The organism is Tenacibaculum aestuariivivum, assembly GCF_964507685.1.
Lineage (GTDB): Bacteria > Bacteroidota > Bacteroidia > Flavobacteriales > Flavobacteriaceae > Polaribacter > Polaribacter aestuariivivum.
This window is the reverse complement of the sequence record NZ_OZ208414.1, coordinates 845,112-869,085: the sequence shown is the minus strand read 5'-3', so window position 1 is coordinate 869,085 and position 23,974 is coordinate 845,112. Positions and strand designations below refer to the sequence as shown.

Below are 23,974 nucleotides of genomic sequence, written 5' to 3'. Positions count from 1 at the left end.
TTTTTTTTTAAACAGAAATTATTCTTCCTCTTCCTCTTCCTCTTCGTCTTGATTCTCATCAGGAAAGTCTTCTAATATTTCTTCTTTAGGTTGACTTTCTTTTAATAAACTTACTCTTTTAATGTTTTCATAAAAAGCATTTGCTTTAGGATCTGACGGATCCATTTTGCCGAAAGCTGCTTTGTAATAAAACTCGGCTTTTTCATAATCTTTACCTAATTCATGATATTTACCTACGTAAAAATCACCAATATGAGAATCAGGGTATTTGATCATTACAAAATCTCCTAAAACACGTAGGTAATCTCCATCTTGTCTATCAATAACAATTCCTTCGATAGCAAAAATATCATCTAAACGAACGTTTAAGTTAGATCCATATAGAAATTGAATATCTAAATATTTTTGTTCAACATATTTAATAGCGTCCATAGGAGCTAAGTCTTTAATGTTAGCTTCAAATTCACTTTTGGTTATTTTAGCATATAATTTAAACATTTTATCAAAAGCTCTAGGTATGGTTTCTCCAATCACAGCTAAGTGATTAGGTGAATTAACAAACTTATCAAAAGTAATGTGTATGTTCTTTGCTTCAAATGATGATAGGTAGGTGCCTATTTCATTAAATCTATCACTCTGTTTTTGAGAAATATACTTTTTATTATTACTAGCATATATAAAATAAGAATTATCAATAGTACTTAATCGGTTTAAGGAATAAGATTCAATTCTACCACCGCTAAATTGAGTAAATTGAGGTGTAATACAAATAAAAGAATTAAAAATAGGTTCTGTATCTTTTAAAAAGTAAGTTATAAAATCAGATCCTTTTCCTTCAGCAGCTATTGTTATAAAAGGAGAAGTTCTATAATTTAACTCCATATAAGGAATTAATTCTTTTTTTATAAAGTTTTGAAATTTTTGGGAACTATTTGTTAATGCATTGTTAGATGGTATAATAGAAACATCTTTATTATAAGTATTATTCATATTTATACCAACAACTATCTGTTTTGGGGCTTTGTCTTTATTTGCGTATAGTTTAGCATTACCAACATACATATCAAAAAGATATTGGTCTCCTAAAACAATAGCTAAAGGATAACTAACTGTTTCTTCATTATCATAGTTTTCTGGAATATAAATTTTTACCAATCTGGTAGTGTTAAGTTCTTTAGAGTTAATATTATCGGTAATCGTTTTTTGCGAAAAAATGCTACTACTTATCAATAAGGTAAGTAAAAAATATATTTGTTTCATAGAGGTTTGTGTTTTATCATTCAAATATAGAAAAGAAAAACAAAGTTATTATGTTATTTTTGCTCAACTTATTAACGTTAATACTTTAAAAATATGATACAACCTCAATGGAAAGTTGCCAAAGAGTATGATGATATTACTTATAAAAAGTCACATAATGTAGCTAGGATTGCTTTTAACCGTCCGAATATACGTAATGCTTTTAGACCACATACTACTTCAGAACTGCTAGATGCTTTTCAGGATGCACATGAAGATACTAACATAGGAGTAGTATTATTGTCAGCAGAAGGGCCTTCTGCAAAAGATGGAATATGGAGTTTTTGCTCTGGAGGTGATCAAAATGCACGTGGAGAAAAAGGATATGTAGGTAAAGATGGTTATCATCGTTTAAATATATTAGAGGTACAGCGATTAATTCGTTTTATGCCAAAAGCGGTTATTTGTGTAGTGCCAGGTTGGGCAGTAGGTGGCGGACATAGTTTACATGTTGTTTGCGATTTAACATTAGCAAGTAAAGAACACGCCATTTTTAAACAAACCGACGCCGATGTAACTTCTTTTGATGCAGGGTACGGATCAGCATATTTAGCTAAAATGGTTGGGCAGAAAAAGGCACGTGAAATTTTCTTTTTAGGAAGAAATTATTCTGCGCAAGAGGCTTATGAAATGGGAATGGTTAATGCTGTAATACCTCATGATGAATTAGAGCAAACGGCTTTTGATTGGGCACAAGAAATTTTAGAAAAATCGCCAACATCAATAAAAATGTTGAAATTCGCCATGAATTTAACGGATGATGGTATGGTTGGTCAGCAAGTATTTGCAGGTGAAGTTACTCGTTTAGCTTATATGACAGAAGAAGCAAAGGAAGGACGTGATGCTTTTTTAGAAAAAAGAAAACCAAACTTTCCTAAAACTTGGATACCATAGTTAATTAATAAATTTTCAATGATGAATTACGAATTGTTATTTTTAAGAATTTGTAATTTAAAATTATTAATTCGTAATTAAAATAAATGAAAATAATTTGTATAGGGCGTAATTACGCCAAACATATAGAAGAATTAGCAAATGAAAAACCAGAAAATCCTGTTGTTTTTTTAAAACCAGATTCTGCAATTCTTCCAAAAAAAATGCCTTTTTTTATTCCACCTTTTTCTGACGATATTCATTATGAAGTAGAGGTTTTAGTAAAGATAAATAAGGTAGGAAAACATATTTCGTCAAAATTTGCTCATAAATATTATGATGAAATAGGTTTAGGAATTGATTTTACAGCAAGAGACGTACAAACAAAGTGTAAAGAAAAAGGATTACCTTGGGAAAAAGCAAAAGCCTTTGACGGTAGTGCTGTTATTGGTAATTTTTATCCGAAGGAAGAATTTGATTTAAAGAGCATTTCTTTTCAATTACAAAAAAACGAAACAATAGTTCAGAATGGAAACACAACATCAATGCTTTGGAAAATTGATGAGTTAATTAGTTATGTATCAAAATATTTTACCTTGAAAAAAGGTGATGTTATTTTTACAGGAACACCAGCAGGAGTTGGTAAAGTTGTAGAAAATGATGTGTTAACAGGTGTTATTGAAGGAAAAGAAGCTTTTCAAATAAAAGTAAAATAAATAGACATCCCGTTTTTGCGGGATTCTTTTTTAATAAAAAGATATGAACGCAGAAATAATAACAATTGGAGATGAAATTTTAATAGGTCAAATTGTTGATACAAATTCACAGTGGATTGGTCAAGAATTAAATAAAATTGGAGTTTCGGTTTATCAAATATCCTCTATTCAAGATGAAAGAAAACATATTTTAAATGCTTTAAAAGAAGCTGAAAGTAGAGCTGATATCGTAATTATTACAGGAGGTCTTGGCCCCACAAAAGATGATATTACAAAAAAAACAATCGCTGAATATTTTAATGATGATAAAATTGTTGAATATCCTCAAGTAATTGAGCATATTAAACAGTTATTTGAAAAAATAAACCACCCTTACAATGAAGTTCAAAAATATCAAGCTCAATTACCATCAACAGCAACTTTGTTAATAAATCAATTTGGTACGGCACCAGGAATGTGGTTTTTTGAAAACAATACTGTCTTTGTGTCATTGCCAGGAGTACCATATGAAATGAAAGGGTTGATAACAAATGAAGTATTACCTCGAATTCAGCAAAAATATAAGCTACCATTTATATTGCACACCACAATAATGACAGTTGGCGTAGGTGAAAGTGTTATTGCTGCAAGAATTGAAACTTGGGAAAATAATTTACCATCACATATAAAATTAGCTTATTTGCCATCTTTCGGAAAGGTTCGATTACGAATTTCGGCAAAAGGAGTCAATAAAGAGGTTATTGAAAAAGAAGTAGCTAGCGAAGTAGCAATATTAAATACTTTAATTTCTGATGTAATTATAGGTTTTGATACAGATGCGTCTATTGAAAAAAGAGTAGGAGATTTATTAATGGTTCAAAACAAAACTCTAAGTACTGCCGAAAGTTTAACAGGGGGTAAAATAGCTGCTAATTTAGTGTCAATAGCAGGATCTTCGGCTTATTTTAAAGGAGGTTTTGTTACTTATACTGCCGAATTAAAAGAACAATTATTAGGTGTTTCGAAACAGCTAATAAAAGCGTTTAGTGTTGTAAGTAAAGAAGTTGCCGAAGCAATGGCTATTGGTTGTTTAAAAAAGTTAAAAACAGATTATGCTATAGCGGTTACAGGAAATGCAGGGCCTACTACAGATAATACCGATAAAAGTATAGGTGTGGTTTATATAGCTATTGCTACAACAACTAAAGTTGAGGTACATGAATTTAATTTTGGCCAGCCGAGAGAAAAAGTGATAAATAGAACTGTAACAAAAGCATTAGAGTTATTGCTTCAGGATATTTTGAGAAATTAATCTATAAGAAATGCTTTAAACACTTACTAAACCTAACATTTTTATAGTTTATAATTTTTGAGTTATTATAGCTGTTTTTATTAAAATAAATTTGTAAATTTGCCGGCAGTTACGCTTCCAGTAGGTTAGATGCTTAACCTCAGTTAGAATAGATCAAAAATAATAAGAATTTAAAAGAGAAATTTTTGCGCAATCAATATAAAAGCGTAAATTTGCACCTCGTTTAGAAATAACACTAAAAAACTGTCAAGAAGATGTCTAGAGTTTGTGAACTTACAGGAAAAAAAGCAATGGTTGGGAACAATGTTTCTCACGCATTAAATAGAACTAAAAGAAAATTTAACGCTAATTTAATGACTAAGCGTTTCTTTATACCAGAAGAAGATAAGTGGATTACACTTAAAGTATCTGCTTCTGCATTAAAAAATATTAATAAAAAAGGAATCTCTGCAGTGATTAAAGACGCTAGAGAAAATGGTTTCTTAACTAAATAATTCCTTACTTAGATAAAATTTCACAGAGATGGCAAAAAAAGGAAACAGAGTTCAGGTTATATTAGAATGTACTGAACATAAAGCGACTGGTAAACCAGGAACTTCACGTTATATTACTACAAAGAACAAAAAAAATACTCCTGATAGAATGGAATTAAAGAAATTTAATTCTATTTTAAAGAAGATGACAGTTCATAAAGAAATTAAATAATTAAAAGTTTTTTTAAACTTTAAATAAACCATAGAACATGGCAAAGAAATCAGTAGCATCGTTACAAACAGGAGCGAAAAGATTAACCAAAGCAATCAAAATGGTGAAATCTCCAAAAACAGGAGCTTACACATTTATTGAAGCTATTATGGATCCTGCACAAGTAAATGATTTTATAAAGAAAAATTAATTACTTATTTATAAAATATATAAAAGCTACTTTCATTAGAGAGTAGCTTTTTTTTGTCATATAAATCGGTGTTTTTGGGTTTTACCCTTTTTGAGGCAAGCTATTGGCAGTCAGGTTTCAATATTGAGTGTAAACAATACCAATATATTTAATACAAAAGTATTATATAATGACAATTTGACTATATAATAAGTTTGGTATAGTTTTTAACCTATATAAGCGATTATAAAATTTAACTATGAGTTTTTTTAAGAAGATTTTTTCAAAAGAGAAAAAAGAAACATTAGATAAAGGTTTAGAAAAAACTAAAACAAGTTTTTTCTCTAAACTATCTAAAGCCGTTGCCGGAAAAACAAAAGTAGATGCTGCAGTTTTAGATAACTTAGAAGAGATACTAGTTTCTTCTGATGTTGGGGTAGATACTACATTGAAAATTATTGATAGAATTGAAGCTAGGGTAGCTAGAGATAAATATGTAGGTACTGATGAATTAAACCAAATACTTAGAGATGAAATAGCAGGTTTATTGTCAGAAACAAATATTAAAGACGAAACAGAATTTAATGTTCCTGAAAATAATAAACCACATGTAATAATGGTTGTTGGTGTAAATGGAGTTGGTAAAACAACTACTATTGGTAAGTTAGCATCTCAGTTTAAAAAGAAAGGTTTAAAAGTTGTTTTAGGTGCTGCTGACACATTTAGAGCTGCTGCAATAGATCAATTACAAATTTGGGCAGATAGAACTGATGTGCCAATAATTCGCCAAGAAATGGGGTCAGACCCTGCTTCTGTAGCGTTTGATACCGTAAAATCAGGTGTAAATCAAAATGCTAATGTTATTATTATTGACACGGCTGGGCGTTTGCATAACAAAGTTAATTTAATGAATGAATTAACAAAGATTAAACGTGTAATGCAAAAAGTAATACCCAATGCTCCACATGAAGTATTATTAGTTTTAGACGGTTCAACAGGTCAGAATGCTTTTGAACAAGCAAAACAGTTTACCAAAGCTACGGAAGTAACTTCTTTGGCAGTAACAAAACTTGACGGAACGGCAAAAGGAGGTGTTGTAATTGGTATTTCAGATCAGTTTCAAATTCCTGTAAAATATATTGGAGTTGGTGAAGGAATTGATGATTTACAAGTGTTTAATAAACATGAGTTTGTTGATTCTTTTTTTAAATAAGAAAAATATAAAAAAAGCTCTCAATTTTGAGAGCTTTTTAACGTTTAAATTTATTCTAAAAAAAAATATTATAATTTAATTGTAGATAAATGAATATTTGTTTTAAAGTCATAAATTTCAATTAGGTGTCCGTCAAATAAATTTCTATTCCAAAATAATTTAGTTATTCTTAGCTTATAATTGTACCATTTTTTTTCTCCTTCATTTTTAATTGAAAGATTTCCTGTGTTAATAGCACTTAATATTTTTTCTTGTATATCCATTTTTAGGTATATTTTAAAATAATATTTTTAATTTTAGTATCGATGTCTTTAACTATAATTGTTTTGGATTTCTTTTCTAAATTAGATATTTCCGAAATTATTTTTATTTGATTTTTAGAAATGTTTTTAGGTATTTTAATTTTTTCTAAATCAACGCCATAAACATGTGGTTGTGCCTGTCCTCTTTGTAAATGATATACTTCTTTTTGGATAGATTTTAAAACATGAAAAATTAACTTTGTAGAAAATAAAGATTCATCTTTAGAAAGAATTGTATTGCAATCAGAAGCAAAAATTGGGTTAGAAAAATAATTTACATAACCAGAATATGCACCTGATGCACTCACTGTAATAATATTACCATCTCTGTTTGATTTATTGTGAAAATATGCTGGTTTCTGTCCTCCAGCAATTACAGGAATATTTCCTTTAGTAGTTTTAGCCTTTGTAATTGTACTACCTTTTTTTATTGTTGCTATATCTCTTAAAAATAGGAGTTCTTTTGTATTCCAAATATCTTCGTAGTTTAATTGTTCTTTTTTTGATAGTGAAATCTTTTTTTCAAAAGTAGTATCGTCAAAAGTAAATAAATCAACAAAGTTTTCATACCCTATATTTTCTTTTAAATTTTCGGGAATTTCTAAATCAAATTTATTTTCAGAAAACGCTTTATAAATATAATGACTTGCTTTATTCGGATTATCAAAACTATCCGCATCATACAATTGTGTACAATCGTCTATGGTTTTTTCTCTTTGAACAGCGTGTATTCCTTCGCTTCCTCTACGATTGCTAAATTCGTATCCTAAAAATTGTTTTTCATCTGTTTTATTTCCTGTTTTTATTAAAACGATTTTTTGAGGTAAAGCAATGATAAAATATACTAATTTTTCTTGTTCAATTTTTAAAATTGCGTTTAGTTTTTCTTGTTCGTTTTTGGCTTTTATTTTTTTATTGTATTCTTGATAAATTTCGGTATTTAAGATATTTTTATTTGGTTTTTTCTCTAATAAGGTTTTGTAATCATTAAAAGAGATTCCTTCCCAAATTTTTGTAACATATTTTTTCAGCGGATTTTCGATTCCGTTTATGGTAATATCTTGCAGATTTGTAAAAATAGTTGTTGCCGAAGCTTGAATATTTATCCAATCGGCATTATTTCTACGTTTTAAAAACAAGGTTATTGTTTTTATTTTAGTTGCCATAAATGTATTAGAACCCATTTCTGCAATTGCCAAAACATCAAAATATTTTAAGATGATTTCTCTGGTTTGTGTATAAATTCCAGTATTATTTAATATGGTATCTGGTAAGATAATACCTGCAACTCCACCATCTTTTAAAAGTTGTTTTGTTCGTTCAATAAACAAACATTCTATTTCGCTACTTTGGTCGGTTAATCTGTCGTATAAATCAAATGCTTTTTTTGATTTATTTTCATTCATTTGCCCTTTAAAAGCCGAAACCGAATACGGCGGATTTGAGATAATAATATCAAATTGTTTATTATCCTGCGGATAGTTTTTATCAGTTTCACAAAGTAAATCTTTAAATTCTTTTGATGTTTCAAAATCACCTAAACCATCTCCATGAATTACTTTAGCTAAACCGTCTCCGTGTAAGTAGCAACTAACTTTTGCGGTTTTTACGAGTCGATAATCTTTTTCAATTCCGTAAACATATTTTTCTGCCCAATCAAATGGGTTCGATTTCCAACTTACTAATTCTCTTTTTGTACTTGGGCTGTAATCGCTTGGGGTTAAGGTTTCAATATGCTTTTGAACCTCTTCCATTGATTCTGTAATAAAATGCCCACTTCCTGTTGCGTAATCAATTATTGTAGGTAATAAGTCTTTTTTATTTCCTTTTTTAATTTTTGTTGTTGTTATTTCTTTAAAAGGCAAACTTTTTATGATAAAACGAGCAATAGGAACAGGTGTAAAAAACTGTCCTGATTCTTGTTTTAATCCTGTTGTTAATAATAATTCAAAGAAATCACTTAAAAATTGTTGGCGATAATTATATCGAATTTTATAAACTTGTAAAAGTTCTACGACTTCTTTTACAACTTTTGCATTTTCTTGAAAAGAAGCATTATCATACACTTCTTTTATAGCAAATTCGTTGTTTTTTTTAAGTCGAAGTTCTGTAAAAATATCTTTTATTTTGGTTCTATCTTCTTCTGCTATTTGTCCAAATTGTTTATCAAATTCTTCATCGCTAACATCGGTTACTTTTTTTTCTAAAAGTTCGTCCATTCCTCTGTTGTAAAGGTCTGTTAGTCGTTTTTGAAAAGAAATATGAGTATCTTCTCCTTCAATCCATTGAAAATGTAGTGGTTCATTTTCTTTTCTATTTTCATCTACAATTTTACAAAGAAATAAAGTGAAAATTTTATTAAACGCATTTGGTTTATCAGAAACAACATTGTGTCTTAAAATTTCTAAAAAACGATTGAAAATGAAACTACTATCTTCTTGTTTTAAAACAATTAAATCATTTTTTATTAAAGCTTTGCTTTGAAATTGGTAAGCAGAAGCCCACTTATCAAAAATTCCGTTTTCTTTTGGAAGTTTATTCCATCTTTCGAAGAAGTCTTTTACATTGGCTGTTTGCCTATAATCTTCTTCAATTTTTATAATTTCGTTTTTATAGTTAATGATTTCGCCATTTAATTCCGATGCGTAAAGCATTATAATTTCGGCATTTTTATCTTGTTGAAAGTAGGTAAAAAGTTGTCCTCCGTTTTTTTGTAAGTTTTTAAATTCTTTTTCAAACTCCGTTCCCCAAGTTTTACATTCAATCATTAAATAGGCATCACCGTTATCACGGGTAACTAAAATATCTAAGCGTCCACTTGTTCCGTGTCCTGTTTTCCAAGTTTTTTCTAGGATAATATTTTCAGGTTTATAGCCTTTTTCGAGTAACCTGTTTACGCATTCTAAAACAACCCAATCTTCTGGTTTTACGATATTTTGAATCGTTTTTGTTGAGTCTCCAAAATTTATTTTTCCACCAAAATCGAATTGATTTTTTTCAAAATCTATTTCAATACTATACTTATTATATATTTTTTGAAATATTCCAGTAGTATTTTCTTTTGGAGAAAATCCTAGTGTTTGTATGATTTTTTTATAGTTGATGGTCATTTGAGTTTGTTTTTACAGCAGATTTTTTTTAAAAAATACTAAAATAATTTTGAAAAAAACTTTTTGCAAAAATACGATTTTTATTTGTTTAGTATCAGTATAAAAAAACGCTTTTAAACAGTATATTTGCAACCTAAATTTTTATAGTATAATGCGCACAAAATCACCAAAGCAGAATAAAATCAACGTAGTTACCCTAGGATGTTCTAAAAACATTTACGATAGTGAAATTTTAATGGGACAATTAAAAGCCAATGGTAAAAACGTGGTTCATGAAGATCCTGAAGATGATGGTAATATTGTTGTTATCAATACTTGTGGTTTTATAGGAAAAGCCAAAGAAGAAAGTATTGATACTATTTTGCATTACGCACAACGTAAAGAAGCTGGTGAAATAGATAAAGTATTTGTTTCGGGTTGTTTAAGTGAACGTTATAAGCCCGATTTAGAAAACGAAATTAAAAATGTAGACCAGTATTTTGGTACACACGAATTACCTCAATTATTAAAAGTTTTAGAAGCTGATTATAAGCACGAATTAATTGGAGAACGTTTAACAACGACCCCTAAACATTATGCGTATTTAAAAATTGCTGAAGGTTGCGATCGTCCTTGTTCTTTTTGTGCAATTCCTTTAATGAGAGGTAAACATAAGTCTACACCAATTGAAGATATTGTTATTGAAGCTACCAAACTAGCCGAAAAAGGAATTAAAGAATTGATGCTAATTGCTCAAGATTTAACCTATTACGGATTAGATATTTATAAAAAACGTGCTTTAGCCGATTTATTAAAAGAATTAGTAAAAGTTGACGGAATCGAATGGATTCGTTTACATTATGCCTTTCCTACAGGTTTTCCGATGGATGTTTTAGAGGTAATGAAAAACGAGCCAAAGGTTTGTAATTATTTAGATATTCCATTACAGCATATTAATACCGAAATTTTAAAATCGATGAAGCGTGGAACAACCCATGAAAAAACAACAGCATTGATTCATAAATTTAGAGAAACTGTGCCAAATATGGCAATTCGTACGACGTTAATTGTTGGATATCCTGGTGAAACAGAAGAACAATTTGAAGAGTTAAAAGCATGGGTAGAAGAAATGCGTTTTGAAAGAATGGGAGCTTTTGAATATTCTCATGAAGAAAATACAGGTGCTTTTGTTTTAGAAGATGATGTTCCTGCGGATGTGAAATTTCGAAGAGTAAATGAAATTATGGAAGTTCAAGGTCAAATTTCTTGGGAATTAAATCAAGCAAAAATTGGTAAAACTTTCCGTTGTTTATTTGATAGAAAAGATGGAGAATACTTTTACGGTCGTACTGAATTTGATTCGCCAGATGTTGATAATGATGTAATTGTAGATGCTACAAAACATTATATTAAATTAGGAGAATTTATCGACATTAAAATTGATGAAGCTGGAGATTTTGATTTATACGGAACTCCATTAGTGAAGCAAGAAAAACCAATGAGTTTAAATCAGAAGAAAAAAATAAATCATTAAGAGTTTATTTAAATTCTAAATAAAGTGTTTTTTAGACATAAACGTCATGCTGAATTTATTTCAGCATCGCATAAAACTAAGAATTACGGCAAATTATGATGCGAAACTGAAATAAATTCAGTTTGACGGATTCGATTTTTTAGCGATAAAAAGTTTTTAAATGGAATTTAAACAAATTCTAATAAACTTATTTTTAAAATATAAAAATCCTGCTTTTAGCGGGATTTTTTGTGTTTTAAATTCTATAATTTAGCCTTATGAAAAAAGCATATTTTAATTGGAGTTCAGGAAAAGATTCGGCATTTGCATTGTATAAAATATTACAGCAAAAAGAATATCAAATAGAAAAATTAATAACCAATGTAAATGAAGATTATCAGCGTGTTTCAATGCACGGGCTTCATGAAAACTTGTTAGATGCACAAGCTAAAAGTATTGCTATTCCTTTAGAAAAAATATATTTTCCTGCGGATGTTACTATGGATTTATATAACGAAAAAATGAAAGCCAAAACTGATGAGTTAAAATTATTAGGGTTTAATAATGCTATTTTTGGTGATATATTTTTAGAAGATTTAAAAAAATATAGAGATTCGAAATTACAAGAAGTAGGAATTACAGGAGTATATCCGCTTTGGAAACAAGATACTAAAACGTTACTTAGAGAATTTTTAGCCCTTGGATTTAAAACAATAACAGTTTGTGTAAATGCAAAATTATTAGGAGAAGAGTTTGTAGGAAGAATTATTGATGAAGATTTTATAAACGAATTGCCTGATAATGTTGATGTTTGTGGAGAAAATGGAGAGTTTCATACTTTTTGTTTTGATGGGCCTATTTTTAAAAATTCTATTGAATTTGAAATAGGTGAGAAGCTTTTAAAATCATATACATTAAATAAAGATGATTCTCAGAATTGTCATACAAATACTAAAGAAAAGGTTAAAAGTTATGATACTAGTTTTTGGTATTGTGATTTAATTTTAAAAGAATAAGAGCCTGTTTAAATTTTAACTAAAGTATTTTTTAATGTTTAACCGTCATGCTGAATTTATTTCAGCATCGCATAAAGTAAAGAACTACTGTAAATTAGGATGTGAAACTGAAATAAATTCAGTTTGACGGATTCGATTCGATTTTTTCAGCTATAAAACGTTTTAATTGAAATTTAAACAAATTTTAGCAGTTTTTTAAAAGGTGTATCTTAGGTTTTTAGCCCCGATTGAAGCAATTGTTTGAGCTCTTTTTTGATTTTTCTTCAAAAAAAGCGAGTGCGGAAAGCGGGATTAGCTTCAAATAATTTTTATAATAGGCTAAAAAAACTTGTTATTTGTTTTAAAATAGGTTCGGCAGGTGTGTTAATATAGCATTGTTTACAGTTATTGTACATGAATAAACAATCGATTAAATCGGTAAACATATGTAATAAAAGCCCTAAACCTATAATGTTATAAGGCTTTTTTAAGAATAATAACACTACGTAAATTAGCATGGCGTAATAGGTATGTAGTAGATGAAAACCAAAACTGCACCTGTTTGCTTGAAATATTGGAGTAGAAAAGAGGTGGTCTAAATCGACAAGCATAGTGCTTATTAAAATTAGCGATACGTTAATCCTGTTTTTATTAAAAAAAAGGTAAGCTATTAAAAAAGGAAATACGAAATGTAAAAAGTAATGCGTAATAGTTTGCATTTAAAGTTAGTGAAATTAAACGACTTCTCGCTCTAAGGCTAAAAAATGTGTTGGTTTGACTTTTGAAAAAAGCGGAAAAATTTTTAATTCACACTTGTAAGTTGATTTGTCTTTTCGGTAATTAACAATTATTCCTTTAAAAGGTTTGTTTGCTAAAATTTTTTGACGAATTTTATTTTTTACAATTTCAGATGTTTTTTTTCCTTGTAAAAAGGCTGGTGTTTTATTAATAACATATTCTTTATTATAACCAGTCATTTTTTTAAAACCATCACTAACCCATACTATTTTTTTATCAGTATTTGTAATAACAAGAGATTCGTATTGATTTTTATTTAAAATAGTACTTATTTCATTTATCCAGCCATGCTTTTGGGTAAGTTCTTTTAGATTACGAATATCTTTTATTAGTGAGTTTTCTTTAAAAACATCTTGTATTCCCCAGCTTAATAAGTTAATGTTTTGCTTTGGAGAAACTTTTATTAATAATTTAGTGTTTACGTAATTAGCTTCACTTAAAGAAGATAAAAAGATATCTAAGCACATCATGTTTGATAAATTATTTTTCATGTAAACTAAATTTTGTAAATTAGAATAAAAAGTAAAAGTAAGAAATTAAAATTTTTCAAATACGCCTAATCCAAATAAAGCGAAATCATATTTTACAGGATCATTTTTATCAAAGTTTCGTAAGGTATTGTCTAGCTCTCTTAATGCTTTCCAATCGTTTTGTTTTCTTGTTAGAATTTCTAATTTTCGAGCAACATTACCTGAATGAACATCTAACGGACAGTGTAAGTGTGCTGGGTTGTGAGTTTTCCAAATACCTAAATCTACGCCTGTTTTATCATTTCTAACCATCCAGCGTAAAAACATGTTTATGCGTTTTGAAGCTGAGCCCTTTAAAGGGTCAGAAACATGTTTTAAGGTTCTTTTTTGATATGGTATTTCAAAAAAAATTTGTTTGAAATTATGAATAGCTATTTGATAATTATCGGTGTTATTTGTTGCTAAAACAGCCTCTAATCCGTTATGATTTTTATAAATGTTTTGGAGTGATTTTATAAATTGTTTAAAATCATGAGCATTAAAAGTACGATGTACAAAGCCATCAAAGGAAGCTAAATCATTTTCAGTATGATTGATTACAAAATCATAAGGTGAATTGCCTAATAGCTCAATCATTTTTAAAGCATTTTTAATAATCATTTTTCGGTTTCCCCAGGCAATTGTTGCTGCTAAAAAACCAGCTATTTCAATGTCTTGTTTTAAAGAAAATTGATGAGGAATTTGGATAGGGTCGCTTTCTATAAAATTTGGGTTATTATATTTTATTACTTTTTCGTCAAGAAACTCTTTAAGGTCTATTTTATTCATGCTACGTTAAATCTGCAACAAAGCTACTAAAAACAAAAAAAGCATTATAGCTAGCATGTAAAAGAATACTCCAAATTAAACCAAAGCGAACCCTAATAAACCCTAAATAACCTCCTAAAATTATTTGTGGAGCTACTAAAACTGGGGCCAATAAAAGTACATTAGTTGTAATTTCAAAGTTTGATAAATGAATGAACCCAAAAATAATAGCAAATGTAAAAAAAACTATTTTGAAGTTTTTTTTATGATTAAATAAGGTTATTGGGGCTCTAAAAACTAACTCTTCTAGCAAAGGTGCTATTATTACGGCAAACAGTAAAACGTGAGTTTTAGACATTTTTTTTAGTAATTTTTCCATTGCGTGGCTATCCATATCTACCCATCCAAAATGATTAATTAATCCAAACAAAGGGGTTAAAAGGGCAGCGGTAAATATGCTTATAACAAGTAAGTGCAATAATATTTTAAATTTATAAAATAAGTTTTGATTTTTATCTTTTTCTAAAATCGGGTTTTTTAAATAATCAATAAGTTGGTTAAAAGTTTTTATCATTATATAGTTTATAAATAAATAGTTAAAACCTTTAATTTGTTAGGTTATTCAACAATAACTCCATCTTTCATAGTCAAAGTACGGTCTGCCATTTCAGCTAATTCTTTGTTGTGAGTTACTAAAACAAAAGTTTGCCCGAATTTGTCACGAAGTTTAAAAAATAATTCATGTAAGTTTTTAGCCGAAGTAGAATCTAAATTACCTGAAGGTTCATCAGCAAAAATAACAGCAGGTTCATTAATTAGGGCTCTGGCAACTGCAACACGTTGTTGCTCTCCTCCTGATAGTTCATTAGGTTTGTGGTTTTCTCTGTGTGTTAAGCCTAAAAAAGTTAACAATTCTTTAGCCTTTTTCTCGGTAACCATTTTTGATTTTCCACCAATAAAAGCAGGTATGCATACATTTTCAAGTGCTGTAAATTCAGGTAATAATTGATGAAATTGAAAAATAAAACCGATATGTTTATTTCTAAAAAAAGAAACTTGTTTATCAGTTAACCCTTTTATAGAGGTGTTGTTTAGATATAATTCGTAACTTTTAGTAGTTTTAGGTGTGTCAAGTGTTCCTAAAATTTGTAATAAAGTTGTTTTTCCTGCACCAGAAGGTCCTACAATAGCAACAATTTCTCCTTTTTTAATATGAAGGTTTACTCCTTTTAAAATTTCAACATCACCATAGTTTTTATGGATATTTTTTGCAATAATCATAGTTCTAAATTCAGGATAACGAATGTATAAAAAAGAAATTAGATAGTCTTTAAACACAGGTTTATTTCAGATTATAAATTTTTACATAATGTTTTTTAGCATGTTATAATTTTTAAAATAAAAAAGTTGGAATATAATAGCATGTTGATTTTTTATTTGCCTATTAACAGGTTTAAAATAGTTATAATTTAAATACTTAAATTATAAAAATAGTATATAAAATATATGTAAATTAAAATAATTTTTAATGTTAAGTAAAAATAAAATTTGGAAGAAAAGAATAATAATTATAGTAAATAGTAATGTATTATAATTTGAATTTGTATTTTTGTTCGACTTTAAAAATTCATATCTAATGAACTTACACGAATATCAAGGTAAAGAAATATTAAACAGTTTTGGAGTTCGTATTCAACGCGGAGTTGTTGCAAACACACCAGAAGAAGCTGTTGAGGCAGCGAAGAAATTAACTGAAGAAACCGGTACAGGTTGGCACGTAATTAAAGCACAAGTACACGCAGGTGGTCGTGGAAAAGGTGGTGGAGTTAAGTTGGCTAAAAACTTAGATGAGGTAAAAAGTATTTCTAATGATATTTTAGGAATGATGTTAATTACACCTCAAACCTCAGCTGAAGGTAAATTAGTAAACCAAATTTTAGTTGCAGAGGATGTATATTATCCTGGAGATAGTGAACCGAATGAATTTTACATGTCAGTTTTATTAAACCGTGCAACAGGTAGAAACATGATTATGTATTCTACTGAAGGTGGTATGGATATTGAAACTGTAGCAGAAGAAACTCCACACTTAATTTTTACAGAAGAAATAGACCCTTGTTTAGGTTTAATGCCTTTTCAAGCTCGTAAAATAGCATTTAACTTAGGTTTAAGTGGTGTTGCTTTAAAAGAAATGGTGAAATTTGCTACAGCTTTATATACAGCTTATATTAAATCTGATTCAGCAATGTTTGAAATTAACCCTGTGTTAAAAACATCTGATGATAAAATAATGGCTGTTGATGCTAAAGTTACTTTAGATGAAAACGCTTTATATCGTCATAAAGATTATGCTGCAATGCGTGATTTACGTGAAGAAAACCCAATTGAAGTAGAAGCTAGAGCTGCAGGTTTAAACTATGTAGATTTAGATGGAAATGTTGGATGTATGGTAAACGGAGCAGGACTTGCAATGGGAACTATGGATTTAATTAAACAAGCAGGTGGTGAGCCAGCTAACTTTTTAGACGTTGGAGGTACTGCTGATGCTGAACGTGTTGAAAAAGCATTCGGAATTATTTTAAAAGATAGTAACGTAAAAGCTATTTTAGTAAACATTTTTGGTGGAATTGTTCGTTGTGATCGTGTTGCTCAAGGTGTTGTGGATGCATATAAAAGTATGGGAGACCGAATTAATGTGCCTATTATTTGTCGTTTACAAGGAACAAATGCAAAAGAAGCTAAGGAGTTAATTGATAACAGTGGAATGAAAATTATTTCAGCTACTGAATTTCAAGAAGCTGCCGATAAAGTTGCTGAAGTTTTAAAAGCATAAAAATTAGTATATATTATATAATATGCTATGTAAGTTAATTCTTAATTTATAAAAAAAAAGTCTACTTTTAAAGTAGGCTTTTTTTTTTACTACAATTAAAAAAGCTATTTTATAAGGGGTTAATAATTAATTTTCTTTTAGGTAATGATTCAATAATTTTTTATTAAGATTAAGCTAACATTTAAACAGTTATTACTCAGTAGATTTGTAGTGGTTTGCAAACCGAGTGAAATTTGATCCTTAATTAACCATAGTGGTTAATATTAAAAAAATAGTATTAAGAAAAACAATAATATTGGTAAAATACCTTATTAAAAAAAATTATGAAAACAATTAAATTTTTATTAGTAGCACTTTTTTTAACATTAAATGTAGTAGTTAATGCTACAAACCCTTCTGATAGAGAGGATGAATTAATAAACAAGGAAATACATAAGTTATTAAAGAATCCTAGTATTGAGTTAAATGCTAATGTATCTGTAATAGTTAAATTAACAGTCAATAGTAAAAATGAGATTATTGTATTATCAGTAAATTCAAAAAACAATGTCGATAAAATAGATGATTACATTAAATCTAGTTTAAATTACAAAAAATTACCAGGAAAAATTGAAACAAAAATTTATAGTTTACCTGTAAAATTAGTAGCGTCGAAGTAGGTTGTTATTATTATTTAGTAAAAAGGCTTTTATGAAAATCATAAAAGCCTTTTTTTATAAGTTTTTTCTTAAAACAGCAATTTCATCACGTAATTGAGCTGCCAACATAAAATCTAAAGATTTTGCTGCTGTTTCCATTTTTTTACGTTTTTCTCGAATTCGCTTTTCTATTTCTTGTTTTGGCAGATATTCTAAATCTACTTCTGCAGCTTTTTGAATAGCATTGTCATATTGATATGTAGCAGTTGTTTCTTTAGAAAGAGTATTGTCTAGTTTTTTATTTATTTGAGTTGGTGTAATTCCGTTTTTGGTATTGTAATTTATTTGCTTTTCTCTTCTGCGTTCGGTTTCATCAATAGTACGTTGCATACTATTGGTAATTTTATCAGCATATAAAATTGCACGTCCATTAACGTTTCTAGCAGCTCTACCAACAGTTTGAGTAATAGATCGGTGACTACGTAAAAAACCTTCTTTATCGGCATCTAAAATAGCAACTAATGATACTTCAGGTAAATCTAATCCTTCACGTAATAGATTTACACCAATTAAAACATCAAATAACCCTTTTCGTAGGTCTTGCATTATTTGTACCCGTTCTAGAGTATCTACATCTGAATGAATATAACGGCAACGAACCTGAATTCTTGTTAAATATTTAGCCAATTCTTCAGCCATACGTTTAGTTAAGGTTGTAACCAATGTACGTTCATCTTTTTCTACTCTTATTTGAATTTCTTCAATTAAATCATCAATTTGATTTAAGCTAGGGCGTATTTCTATAACAGGATCTAACAATCCTGTTGGTCTAATAACTTGTTCAACAAATAAGCCTTCTGTTTTTTGTAATTCATAATCGGCTGGTGTTGCCGAAACATAAATTACTTGATTTTGTAATAGTTCAAATTCATCAAATTTTAATGGGCGATTATCCATTGCTGCAGGTAATCGAAAACCGTATTCTACTAAGTTTTCTTTTCTACTTCTATCACCTCCATACATGGCGTGAGTTTGTGGAATAGTAACATGACTTTCATCAATAACCATTAAATAATCATCAGGGAAATAATCTAGTAAACAGAATGGACGTGTACCAGGATCTCTTCCGTCTAAATATCTAGAATAATTTTCAATACCAGAACAATAACCTAATTCACGAATCATTTCTAAATCAAACTCTGTTCGTTCTAATAAACGTTTTGCTTCTAGATGTTTGCCTATTTCTTTAAAATAATCGACCTGTTTAACCATATCATCTTGTATTTTATGAATGGCGTTTTGTAGTACATCTGGTGAGGTAACAAAAAGGTTAGCAGGGTAAATTGTTAATTCATTTAATTTTTCAATTATTTGATTTCCTTCTATTTCAAAAGTTTCAATTTCTTCAATTTCATCACCAAAAAAATGAACACGATAACCACTATCACCATAAGAAGGATAAATAGTTACAACATCTCCTTTTACTTTAAATGTTCCGCTTTTTATTTCTACTTCAGTTCTAGAATATAAACTAGTAACTAATTGGTGTAAAAATTTTGTGCGTGAAATTTGTTGGTTAACTTGAATAGGAATTACATTTTTTTTAAATTCTTGTGGATTACCGATACCATATAAACAAGAAACAGAAGCAATAACTATAATATCTCTACGACCAGATAGTAATGATGATGAAGTGCTTATTCGTAAGCGTTCTATTTCATCATTAATAGATAAGTCTTTTTCAATAAAAGTACCTGTAACTGGTATATATGCTTCTGGTTGATAATAATCATAATAAGATACAAAATATTCAACAGCATTGTTAGGAAAAAACTGTTTAAACTCAGAGTATAATTGTGCTGCTAAAGTTTTATTATGTGCAAGTACTAATGTAGGTCGATTAACTTCGGCAACTACATTTGCCACTGTAAAAGTTTTACCAGAACCTGTAACACCTAATAATGTTTGGTATTTCTCAGCGGTATTTAATCCGTTTACTAATTGTTTTATAGCAGTAGGTTGATCGCCAGTTGGCTTAAAATCGGAATGTAATTCAAAATTCATATAACAAAAATACGGATAGTTTATTTGATAAACTATCCGTATAGAGTAACTATAAAAAAGTTGTTTATTTTCTTAATAAAGAAAAATGGCCTTGATGTTGATGAACTTTACCTTTTCTATCAATAAGTGTTATTTTAAACCAATAATCATTTGAAGGTAGTGTTTTTCCTTTGTAACTTCCATTCCAATTTTGATTATCAATAGGAATAATAGCTACTGTTTTTCCATATCTATTAACAATAGTAATGTTGCTTGAAGGGTAAAAACTAGAATTGGCGCCTTTTATTTTCCAAGTATCATTATAACCATCTCCATTGGGGGTAAAAAATTTAGGATACTCAATAACAGAAACATCTAATATTGCATCAGGTAAACAACCGTTTTTATCGTTTACTACAATAGTATATATACCTCCTGTAATGTTTTCAAATAAAGGTTCGTCTTGAAAACTAGTTTGGTTACCATCTTCATCTATAAGTAAGAATTGATAATTACCAATGCCTAGGTTTTTATTTTCTGTAATTATTTTTATAGCATAAGAATCTAGTCCGTTATTATTGGTGTCATCTACAATAACTACATCATCAGTATTTAAAGTTGGGTTTATAGACTCGTTAACTATAATTTCTTTACTTCTTTTACATCCAGTACCATCTAGCATTGTTGCTGTAATAATATAGGTACCTCCTTTTTGTATGTTATAAAAAGCATCTGTACCAAGAATTTTAGGATCTCCTTTTAAAGTCCATTCATAACTATAAGTTGCATTAGGATTTATGGATTCTAATTTTGTTTGTGGATTGTTTAAGCAAACAATTATTGGGGTATCTACCATAAAATCAGGTAGGGGGTTTATTTTAATTTGAAAGGTTAGGTTTGTATTGACACAAGATGTTTTAGTGTTTAATACTCTAACAAAAATTGTTTGGTTGTTTGTTGTATTTTCATAAGTGTTTTTATTAATAGGTGTGTTTCCTGATTTAGCACCAGCTAAACTCTCATGAAAACTAATAGTGTAATTACTGTGTAGGGCTACAGGATATTTTGCTAAAATTTCAAGTGTTTTATTTTTAAGAGTGATGTCTCCATTAATTCCGTTCGTATTATCAGAATTACTATCTGTTTCATTATCACAATCAATATAGTCTGTGATATTTAAAGGGATTAAAGGTTCTGGATGGATAATTAATTGAAATTTACTAATACCGTATCTACAACCAGTATTTTTATTTAACAAGCTAATATAAATAATTTCAATTGCAGGACTATCATTTAAAGGGGTTGTAGGTGGAACTGTAGTTGTTGCTAGCTTATTAGAGTAATTGGTTTTAGGAAGTGGATTACTTCCGTTTATAGCATTTTGTAAGGTGTTATGATAAGAAATTTCAAATAAATTAGGATCTCTTCCATTAAGAACATCTACATCTCTTTCTGATAAGTTAATGTTTTGAGCAAATCCATTTCTTGAATTTCCGTCAGTAATAGTTGGAGTATCACATATTTCTAAAGCAGGAATTTTATTTGATATAATTGGTAATGAGTTTATAATAATGTCAAATGTTAAATGATCATTAAAACATCCTGTATTATTATTAACAACCCGAACATGTATTGTTTCTTTATTAATTGTTTGATTTGTGTAAGTAGTATCGTTTGTTATAGGAGAATTTCCAGAAGTAGCATCAGCAGCATTTGTGTGAAAAGTAATGGTATATGCTGAGTTTTGTTGAGTACTTCCTAAAATATCAGTAACCTTGTCCGTTAGGTTTATGTTGGTATTTACGCCATCATTAAAAGCTCCACTATCAAAATCGTCACAAAGCTCTATATTCGTAACATTTTGAACTATAGGAATTGAATTAACATTTAAGGTAATATGTGCTCCAAAACCTAAACAATCATTATCTAAGTCACTATCTACCCTCACATAAATTTTTTGTGTATTCGCATACCCAATATTTCTGTAATTAGAAGTATTGGTAATTTTATTTACTTCAGCTAATGCATCAGCTTCATTTTTATAGTAAGTAACATTTATTTGTTGTCCTGTAGCGGTAAAAAGTGCTTTAATTTCTGCATCAACAGTACTAAAATCAAAAGAAGTTACACCATCAGTATCATCATTAGCAATGTTATTATTTCCGTTAATATCTAAAAAATCATCACATTGATTAAAGGTTTTTTGAAATGATGATGGTATTCCTGTTGTTGATACCGTCAAGTTAATTTGCGATATTTTATAACAGTTTTCGTTAGAAATAGTTCTAACCCAAATAACATCGGAAGTAGCAGTTCTATTAGAAAATGCTGTTACATTTAATATTGGCATTGTATTATTTTCAGCATCATTTAAAGAAGGATAAAAAATAAAAGTTTCATTTAAATAATTAGCCGAAACTTTACTTCGAGCTTCTTCTAAGTTAAAATTAGCAAAAGCATCTGTATCATTGTCACATTGTTTTAATTCTACAATGTTATTAGTTACAGGTAGTGATTTTACAACTAAATTAAATGTTTTAGAGGTGTTATTACACGCCATATTGTTTTTGTTTTCTACTCTAACATAAACTTGTTGCGTGTTAATTATAGCATTTCTATACGGAGTATTTTTATTAATAACATCTGTGTTTTTATCAGTTTGTGCGCCTATTAAAGTTGTATGGTATGATATATTATAAATAGCTGGATCTAAAGCTCCTAAAATTTCAGCATCTTTTGTATTTAACAAAAAGTTATTAAAATAGCCGTCAGTATCCGTTCCATTAAAAATATCGTCACATTCTTCATATTTTAAAGGAGTTTGTGGTGTTGGTTCATTAGTAATTATTGAATTAAAAGAAGTATCTACAAAACATTTTTGAGTTATTTTATTTCTTATTCTAATATAAATAATATCGTTAAAGGTTAAATTTTTATAGTTATTAGGAGTTGTTATAGGGGTTGTATATGTAGGATCAGTGTAAAATAATACTTCAAATTTAGTATTACTTTGGCCAGCTAAAATTTCATTTATTTTAGAAGATAAGTTTATTTGAGTATTTAAATTATCACTACAAGTAAAAAGGGCTGTAATAGCTGTATTATTTTTTGGTATTTCAGAAAATTCTAAATTAATATCATCTTCGTCAGTACAAGTTCCGTTTGTTATTTTACAAGTATATTTTCCATTACCTAAGTTAGCTGTATAATTTTGAGTTGTAGCTGAGGGTATAATAATATCATCTTTATACCATTGATAACTGTCAGCAGTAATATTTGATGTTAATAGTTTTTCTGTTCCACAAACTGAATTGTTAGTGCTAGATGAAAAATCTGTACCTAAGTTTAAACCTAAATTGAAACTCCCTTTTTCTAAAAAAACGGCTGAATCATATCTATTATCTCCATTATCAGCAATAACTAATTTAATATGGTATTTTACGTTTGGTATTACTTTAGCTTTTACAGTAAGTACCGTGGTTCTTCCATCAAAATTGGTGTCGCCAAGATTGTTGCCTGCAAAATAATTTTCATTATTAGCAGCACATCCCAGAGATCCACTCGAAGTATTATTTATTATACCATGAACATTTGTAACACTTACAGGAATATTTGTATTAGGTATAACAGCTAAATTATTATACGTTATATCTCCTTCTTTTTTTAATAAAAAAGCAAATGCATCTGCATAATTACATGGATAATTACTTTGATATTCTTCAGAAGCCATTAAATAGCGAAAGCTAATTTCATCTGATTTAGGGACAAAATCAAATTCAATAAAACTAGCATCGTTTAAATCTGTATTTGTTAGTGAATTACTTAAATCTATATCATTTTTACCAGTTGTTGGTGTATCTAAATTTCCGAAAATTGTTTCTCCTATAGAATGGGCTCTTCCTGTAGATATAACAATACCTTCTTTAAACGGAAATTTACTTCCTGGTTTACTTTTAAAGTAACCGTAATTTTTAGCTTGTGTATTAGTTGGAGCTCCATAAACTGAAGAAGTTATATCTGTTACTTCAGTACAACTATTATCTATAAGTACTTTTTTAATAAGATCTTCAGGTGTATAATTAGCCTCTATATCATTAATGTTATTTACTTGTATTGTTTGCGCTTTTAATGGTGAAAATGATAATAATAGCAGTATAGTTAGTAGTAAATTTAGTTTCATATAAAGGTAATTTGAAAATTTCACGTTATTTTTATTAAAA

At 28.8% G+C, this 23,974-nt stretch carries 21 protein-coding genes; 11 read left to right on the top strand and 10 right to left on the bottom strand.

Annotated features, from left to right (window positions below; translation table 11 throughout):
* Window positions 1-18: 18 nt before the first annotated feature.
* Entirely contained in the window at window positions 19-1,260 is a 1,242-nt protein-coding gene (locus ACN5J4_RS03665; RefSeq protein WP_418650817.1) for an alpha/beta hydrolase-fold protein, read from the bottom strand.
* A gap of 93 nt (window positions 1,261-1,353) precedes the next feature.
* On the opposite strand from ACN5J4_RS03665, the gene ACN5J4_RS03660 reads away from it, so the two are divergent.
* The 7 genes from ACN5J4_RS03660 to ftsY all read left to right on the top strand — a co-directional run bounded on the left by ACN5J4_RS03660 (window position 1,354) and on the right by ftsY (window position 6,266).
* A complete protein-coding gene (locus tag ACN5J4_RS03660) occupies window positions 1,354-2,193 on the top strand; it encodes a 1,4-dihydroxy-2-naphthoyl-CoA synthase (RefSeq protein ID WP_418650816.1) in 840 nt (279 codons plus the stop codon).
* An 86-nt stretch (window positions 2,194-2,279) separates the two neighbouring features.
* Window positions 2,280-2,888, top strand: a complete 609-nt coding sequence (locus tag ACN5J4_RS03655; RefSeq protein ID WP_418650815.1) for a fumarylacetoacetate hydrolase family protein — start codon at window positions 2,280-2,282, stop codon at window positions 2,886-2,888.
* A 43-nt stretch (window positions 2,889-2,931) separates the two neighbouring features.
* Window positions 2,932-4,179, top strand: a complete 1,248-nt coding sequence (locus ACN5J4_RS03650; protein ID WP_418650814.1) for a competence/damage-inducible protein A — start codon at window positions 2,932-2,934, stop codon at window positions 4,177-4,179.
* Window positions 4,180-4,433: 254 nt separating this feature from the next.
* Complete coding sequence (gene rpmB, locus ACN5J4_RS03645) at window positions 4,434-4,673, top strand: 50S ribosomal protein L28 (protein ID WP_101917051.1); 240 nt, start codon at window positions 4,434-4,436, stop codon at window positions 4,671-4,673.
* 28 nt (window positions 4,674-4,701) lie between these two features.
* On the top strand, window positions 4,702-4,884 hold the full coding sequence (rpmG, locus tag ACN5J4_RS03640; RefSeq protein WP_028887391.1) for a 50S ribosomal protein L33: 183 nt from the start codon (window positions 4,702-4,704) through the stop codon (window positions 4,882-4,884).
* Between the two features lie 37 nt (window positions 4,885-4,921).
* A complete protein-coding gene (locus ACN5J4_RS03635) occupies window positions 4,922-5,074 on the top strand; it encodes a DUF4295 domain-containing protein (protein WP_418650813.1) in 153 nt (50 codons plus the stop codon).
* A gap of 238 nt (window positions 5,075-5,312) precedes the next feature.
* The gene (gene ftsY, locus ACN5J4_RS03630) at window positions 5,313-6,266 is read left to right on the top strand and encodes a signal recognition particle-docking protein FtsY (protein ID WP_418650812.1); all 954 of its coding nucleotides are present in this window, start codon (window positions 5,313-5,315) and stop codon (window positions 6,264-6,266) included.
* Between the two features lie 68 nt (window positions 6,267-6,334).
* Here ftsY and ACN5J4_RS03625 read toward each other — a convergent pair whose 3' ends face one another.
* Both ACN5J4_RS03625 and ACN5J4_RS03620 read right to left on the bottom strand, forming a co-directional pair.
* Complete coding sequence (locus ACN5J4_RS03625; RefSeq protein WP_418650811.1) at window positions 6,335-6,529, bottom strand: hypothetical protein; 195 nt, start codon at window positions 6,527-6,529, stop codon at window positions 6,335-6,337.
* Between the two features lie 2 nt (window positions 6,530-6,531).
* Window positions 6,532-9,678 (bottom strand): N-6 DNA methylase, encoded by a 3,147-nt coding sequence (locus tag ACN5J4_RS03620; protein WP_418650810.1) that lies wholly within the window; start codon window positions 9,676-9,678, stop codon window positions 6,532-6,534.
* 151 nt (window positions 9,679-9,829) lie between these two features.
* On the opposite strand from ACN5J4_RS03620, the gene rimO reads away from it, so the two are divergent.
* Together rimO and ACN5J4_RS03610 are read left to right on the top strand one after the other, a co-directional pair.
* Window positions 9,830-11,191: a 30S ribosomal protein S12 methylthiotransferase RimO gene (rimO, locus tag ACN5J4_RS03615; protein WP_418650809.1), complete on the top strand. Its 1,362-nt coding sequence runs from the start codon at window positions 9,830-9,832 to the stop codon at window positions 11,189-11,191.
* 257 nt (window positions 11,192-11,448) lie between these two features.
* The gene (locus ACN5J4_RS03610; protein ID WP_418650808.1) at window positions 11,449-12,186 is read left to right on the top strand and encodes a diphthine--ammonia ligase; all 738 of its coding nucleotides are present in this window, start codon (window positions 11,449-11,451) and stop codon (window positions 12,184-12,186) included.
* Window positions 12,187-12,494: 308 nt separating this feature from the next.
* On the opposite strand, the gene ACN5J4_RS03605 is transcribed toward ACN5J4_RS03610, so the two are convergent.
* From ACN5J4_RS03605 to ACN5J4_RS03585, 5 genes are read right to left on the bottom strand one after another with little or no spacing between them, the layout of a single operon-like run.
* Window positions 12,495-12,884: a DUF6122 family protein gene (locus tag ACN5J4_RS03605; protein WP_418650807.1), complete on the bottom strand. Its 390-nt coding sequence runs from the start codon at window positions 12,882-12,884 to the stop codon at window positions 12,495-12,497.
* Between the two features lie 15 nt (window positions 12,885-12,899).
* Window positions 12,900-13,454 carry a PAS domain-containing protein gene (locus tag ACN5J4_RS03600; RefSeq protein ID WP_418650806.1) on the bottom strand — a complete coding sequence of 185 codons (555 nt, stop codon included), beginning with the start codon at window positions 13,452-13,454 and terminating at the stop codon, window positions 12,900-12,902.
* A 45-nt stretch (window positions 13,455-13,499) separates the two neighbouring features.
* A complete protein-coding gene (locus ACN5J4_RS03595; protein WP_418650805.1) occupies window positions 13,500-14,261 on the bottom strand; it encodes a TIGR02757 family protein in 762 nt (253 codons plus the stop codon).
* A gap of 1 nt (window position 14,262) precedes the next feature.
* On the bottom strand, window positions 14,263-14,814 hold the full coding sequence (locus tag ACN5J4_RS03590; RefSeq protein WP_418650804.1) for a CPBP family intramembrane glutamic endopeptidase: 552 nt from the start codon (window positions 14,812-14,814) through the stop codon (window positions 14,263-14,265).
* Between the two features lie 44 nt (window positions 14,815-14,858).
* Window positions 14,859-15,521: an ABC transporter ATP-binding protein gene (locus ACN5J4_RS03585; protein WP_418650803.1), complete on the bottom strand. Its 663-nt coding sequence runs from the start codon at window positions 15,519-15,521 to the stop codon at window positions 14,859-14,861.
* 355 nt (window positions 15,522-15,876) lie between these two features.
* Between ACN5J4_RS03585 and sucC the strand changes: the two genes are divergently transcribed.
* Both sucC and ACN5J4_RS03575 read left to right on the top strand, forming a co-directional pair.
* Window positions 15,877-17,073, top strand: coding sequence for an ADP-forming succinate--CoA ligase subunit beta (gene sucC, locus ACN5J4_RS03580; protein ID WP_418650802.1), 1,197 nt, complete (start codon window positions 15,877-15,879; stop codon window positions 17,071-17,073).
* Between the two features lie 323 nt (window positions 17,074-17,396).
* Window positions 17,397-17,732: a hypothetical protein gene (locus tag ACN5J4_RS03575; protein WP_418650801.1), complete on the top strand. Its 336-nt coding sequence runs from the start codon at window positions 17,397-17,399 to the stop codon at window positions 17,730-17,732.
* 54 nt (window positions 17,733-17,786) lie between these two features.
* On the opposite strand, the gene uvrB is transcribed toward ACN5J4_RS03575, so the two are convergent.
* Entirely contained in the window at window positions 17,787-19,775 is a 1,989-nt protein-coding gene (uvrB, locus tag ACN5J4_RS03570) for an excinuclease ABC subunit UvrB (protein WP_418650800.1), read from the bottom strand.
* Window positions 19,776-19,839: 64 nt separating this feature from the next.
* Window positions 19,840-23,934, bottom strand: coding sequence for a choice-of-anchor L domain-containing protein (locus ACN5J4_RS03565; RefSeq protein WP_418650799.1), 4,095 nt, complete (start codon window positions 23,932-23,934; stop codon window positions 19,840-19,842).
* Between the last annotated feature and the right edge of the window lie 40 nt (window positions 23,935-23,974).

Excerpts from the sequence above, each read along its gene's own strand:
- ACN5J4_RS03665 (WP_418650817.1), bottom strand. The coding sequence starts at position 1,260 with ATGAAACAAATATATTTTTTACTTACCTTATTGATAAGTAGTAGCATT.
- ACN5J4_RS03660 (WP_418650816.1), top strand. The coding sequence starts at position 1,354 with ATGATACAACCTCAATGGAAAGTTGCCAAAGAGTATGATGATATTACT.
- ACN5J4_RS03655 (WP_418650815.1), top strand. The coding sequence starts at position 2,280 with ATGAAAATAATTTGTATAGGGCGTAATTACGCCAAACATATAGAAGAA.
- ACN5J4_RS03650 (WP_418650814.1), top strand. The coding sequence starts at position 2,932 with ATGAACGCAGAAATAATAACAATTGGAGATGAAATTTTAATAGGTCAA.
- rpmB (WP_101917051.1), top strand. The coding sequence starts at position 4,434 with ATGTCTAGAGTTTGTGAACTTACAGGAAAAAAAGCAATGGTTGGGAAC.
- rpmG (WP_028887391.1), top strand. The coding sequence starts at position 4,702 with ATGGCAAAAAAAGGAAACAGAGTTCAGGTTATATTAGAATGTACTGAA.
- ACN5J4_RS03635 (WP_418650813.1), top strand. The coding sequence starts at position 4,922 with ATGGCAAAGAAATCAGTAGCATCGTTACAAACAGGAGCGAAAAGATTA.
- ftsY (WP_418650812.1), top strand. The coding sequence starts at position 5,313 with ATGAGTTTTTTTAAGAAGATTTTTTCAAAAGAGAAAAAAGAAACATTA.
- ACN5J4_RS03625 (WP_418650811.1), bottom strand. The coding sequence starts at position 6,529 with ATGGATATACAAGAAAAAATATTAAGTGCTATTAACACAGGAAATCTT.
- ACN5J4_RS03620 (WP_418650810.1), bottom strand. The coding sequence starts at position 9,678 with ATGACCATCAACTATAAAAAAATCATACAAACACTAGGATTTTCTCCA.
- rimO (WP_418650809.1), top strand. The coding sequence starts at position 9,830 with ATGCGCACAAAATCACCAAAGCAGAATAAAATCAACGTAGTTACCCTA.
- ACN5J4_RS03610 (WP_418650808.1), top strand. The coding sequence starts at position 11,449 with ATGAAAAAAGCATATTTTAATTGGAGTTCAGGAAAAGATTCGGCATTT.
- ACN5J4_RS03605 (WP_418650807.1), bottom strand. The coding sequence starts at position 12,884 with ATGCAAACTATTACGCATTACTTTTTACATTTCGTATTTCCTTTTTTA.
- ACN5J4_RS03600 (WP_418650806.1), bottom strand. The coding sequence starts at position 13,454 with ATGAAAAATAATTTATCAAACATGATGTGCTTAGATATCTTTTTATCT.
- ACN5J4_RS03595 (WP_418650805.1), bottom strand. The coding sequence starts at position 14,261 with ATGAATAAAATAGACCTTAAAGAGTTTCTTGACGAAAAAGTAATAAAA.
- ACN5J4_RS03590 (WP_418650804.1), bottom strand. The coding sequence starts at position 14,814 with ATGATAAAAACTTTTAACCAACTTATTGATTATTTAAAAAACCCGATT.
- ACN5J4_RS03585 (WP_418650803.1), bottom strand. The coding sequence starts at position 15,521 with ATGATTATTGCAAAAAATATCCATAAAAACTATGGTGATGTTGAAATT.
- sucC (WP_418650802.1), top strand. The coding sequence starts at position 15,877 with ATGAACTTACACGAATATCAAGGTAAAGAAATATTAAACAGTTTTGGA.
- ACN5J4_RS03575 (WP_418650801.1), top strand. The coding sequence starts at position 17,397 with ATGAAAACAATTAAATTTTTATTAGTAGCACTTTTTTTAACATTAAAT.
- uvrB (WP_418650800.1), bottom strand. The coding sequence starts at position 19,775 with ATGAATTTTGAATTACATTCCGATTTTAAGCCAACTGGCGATCAACCT.
- ACN5J4_RS03565 (WP_418650799.1), bottom strand. The coding sequence starts at position 23,934 with ATGAAACTAAATTTACTACTAACTATACTGCTATTATTATCATTTTCA.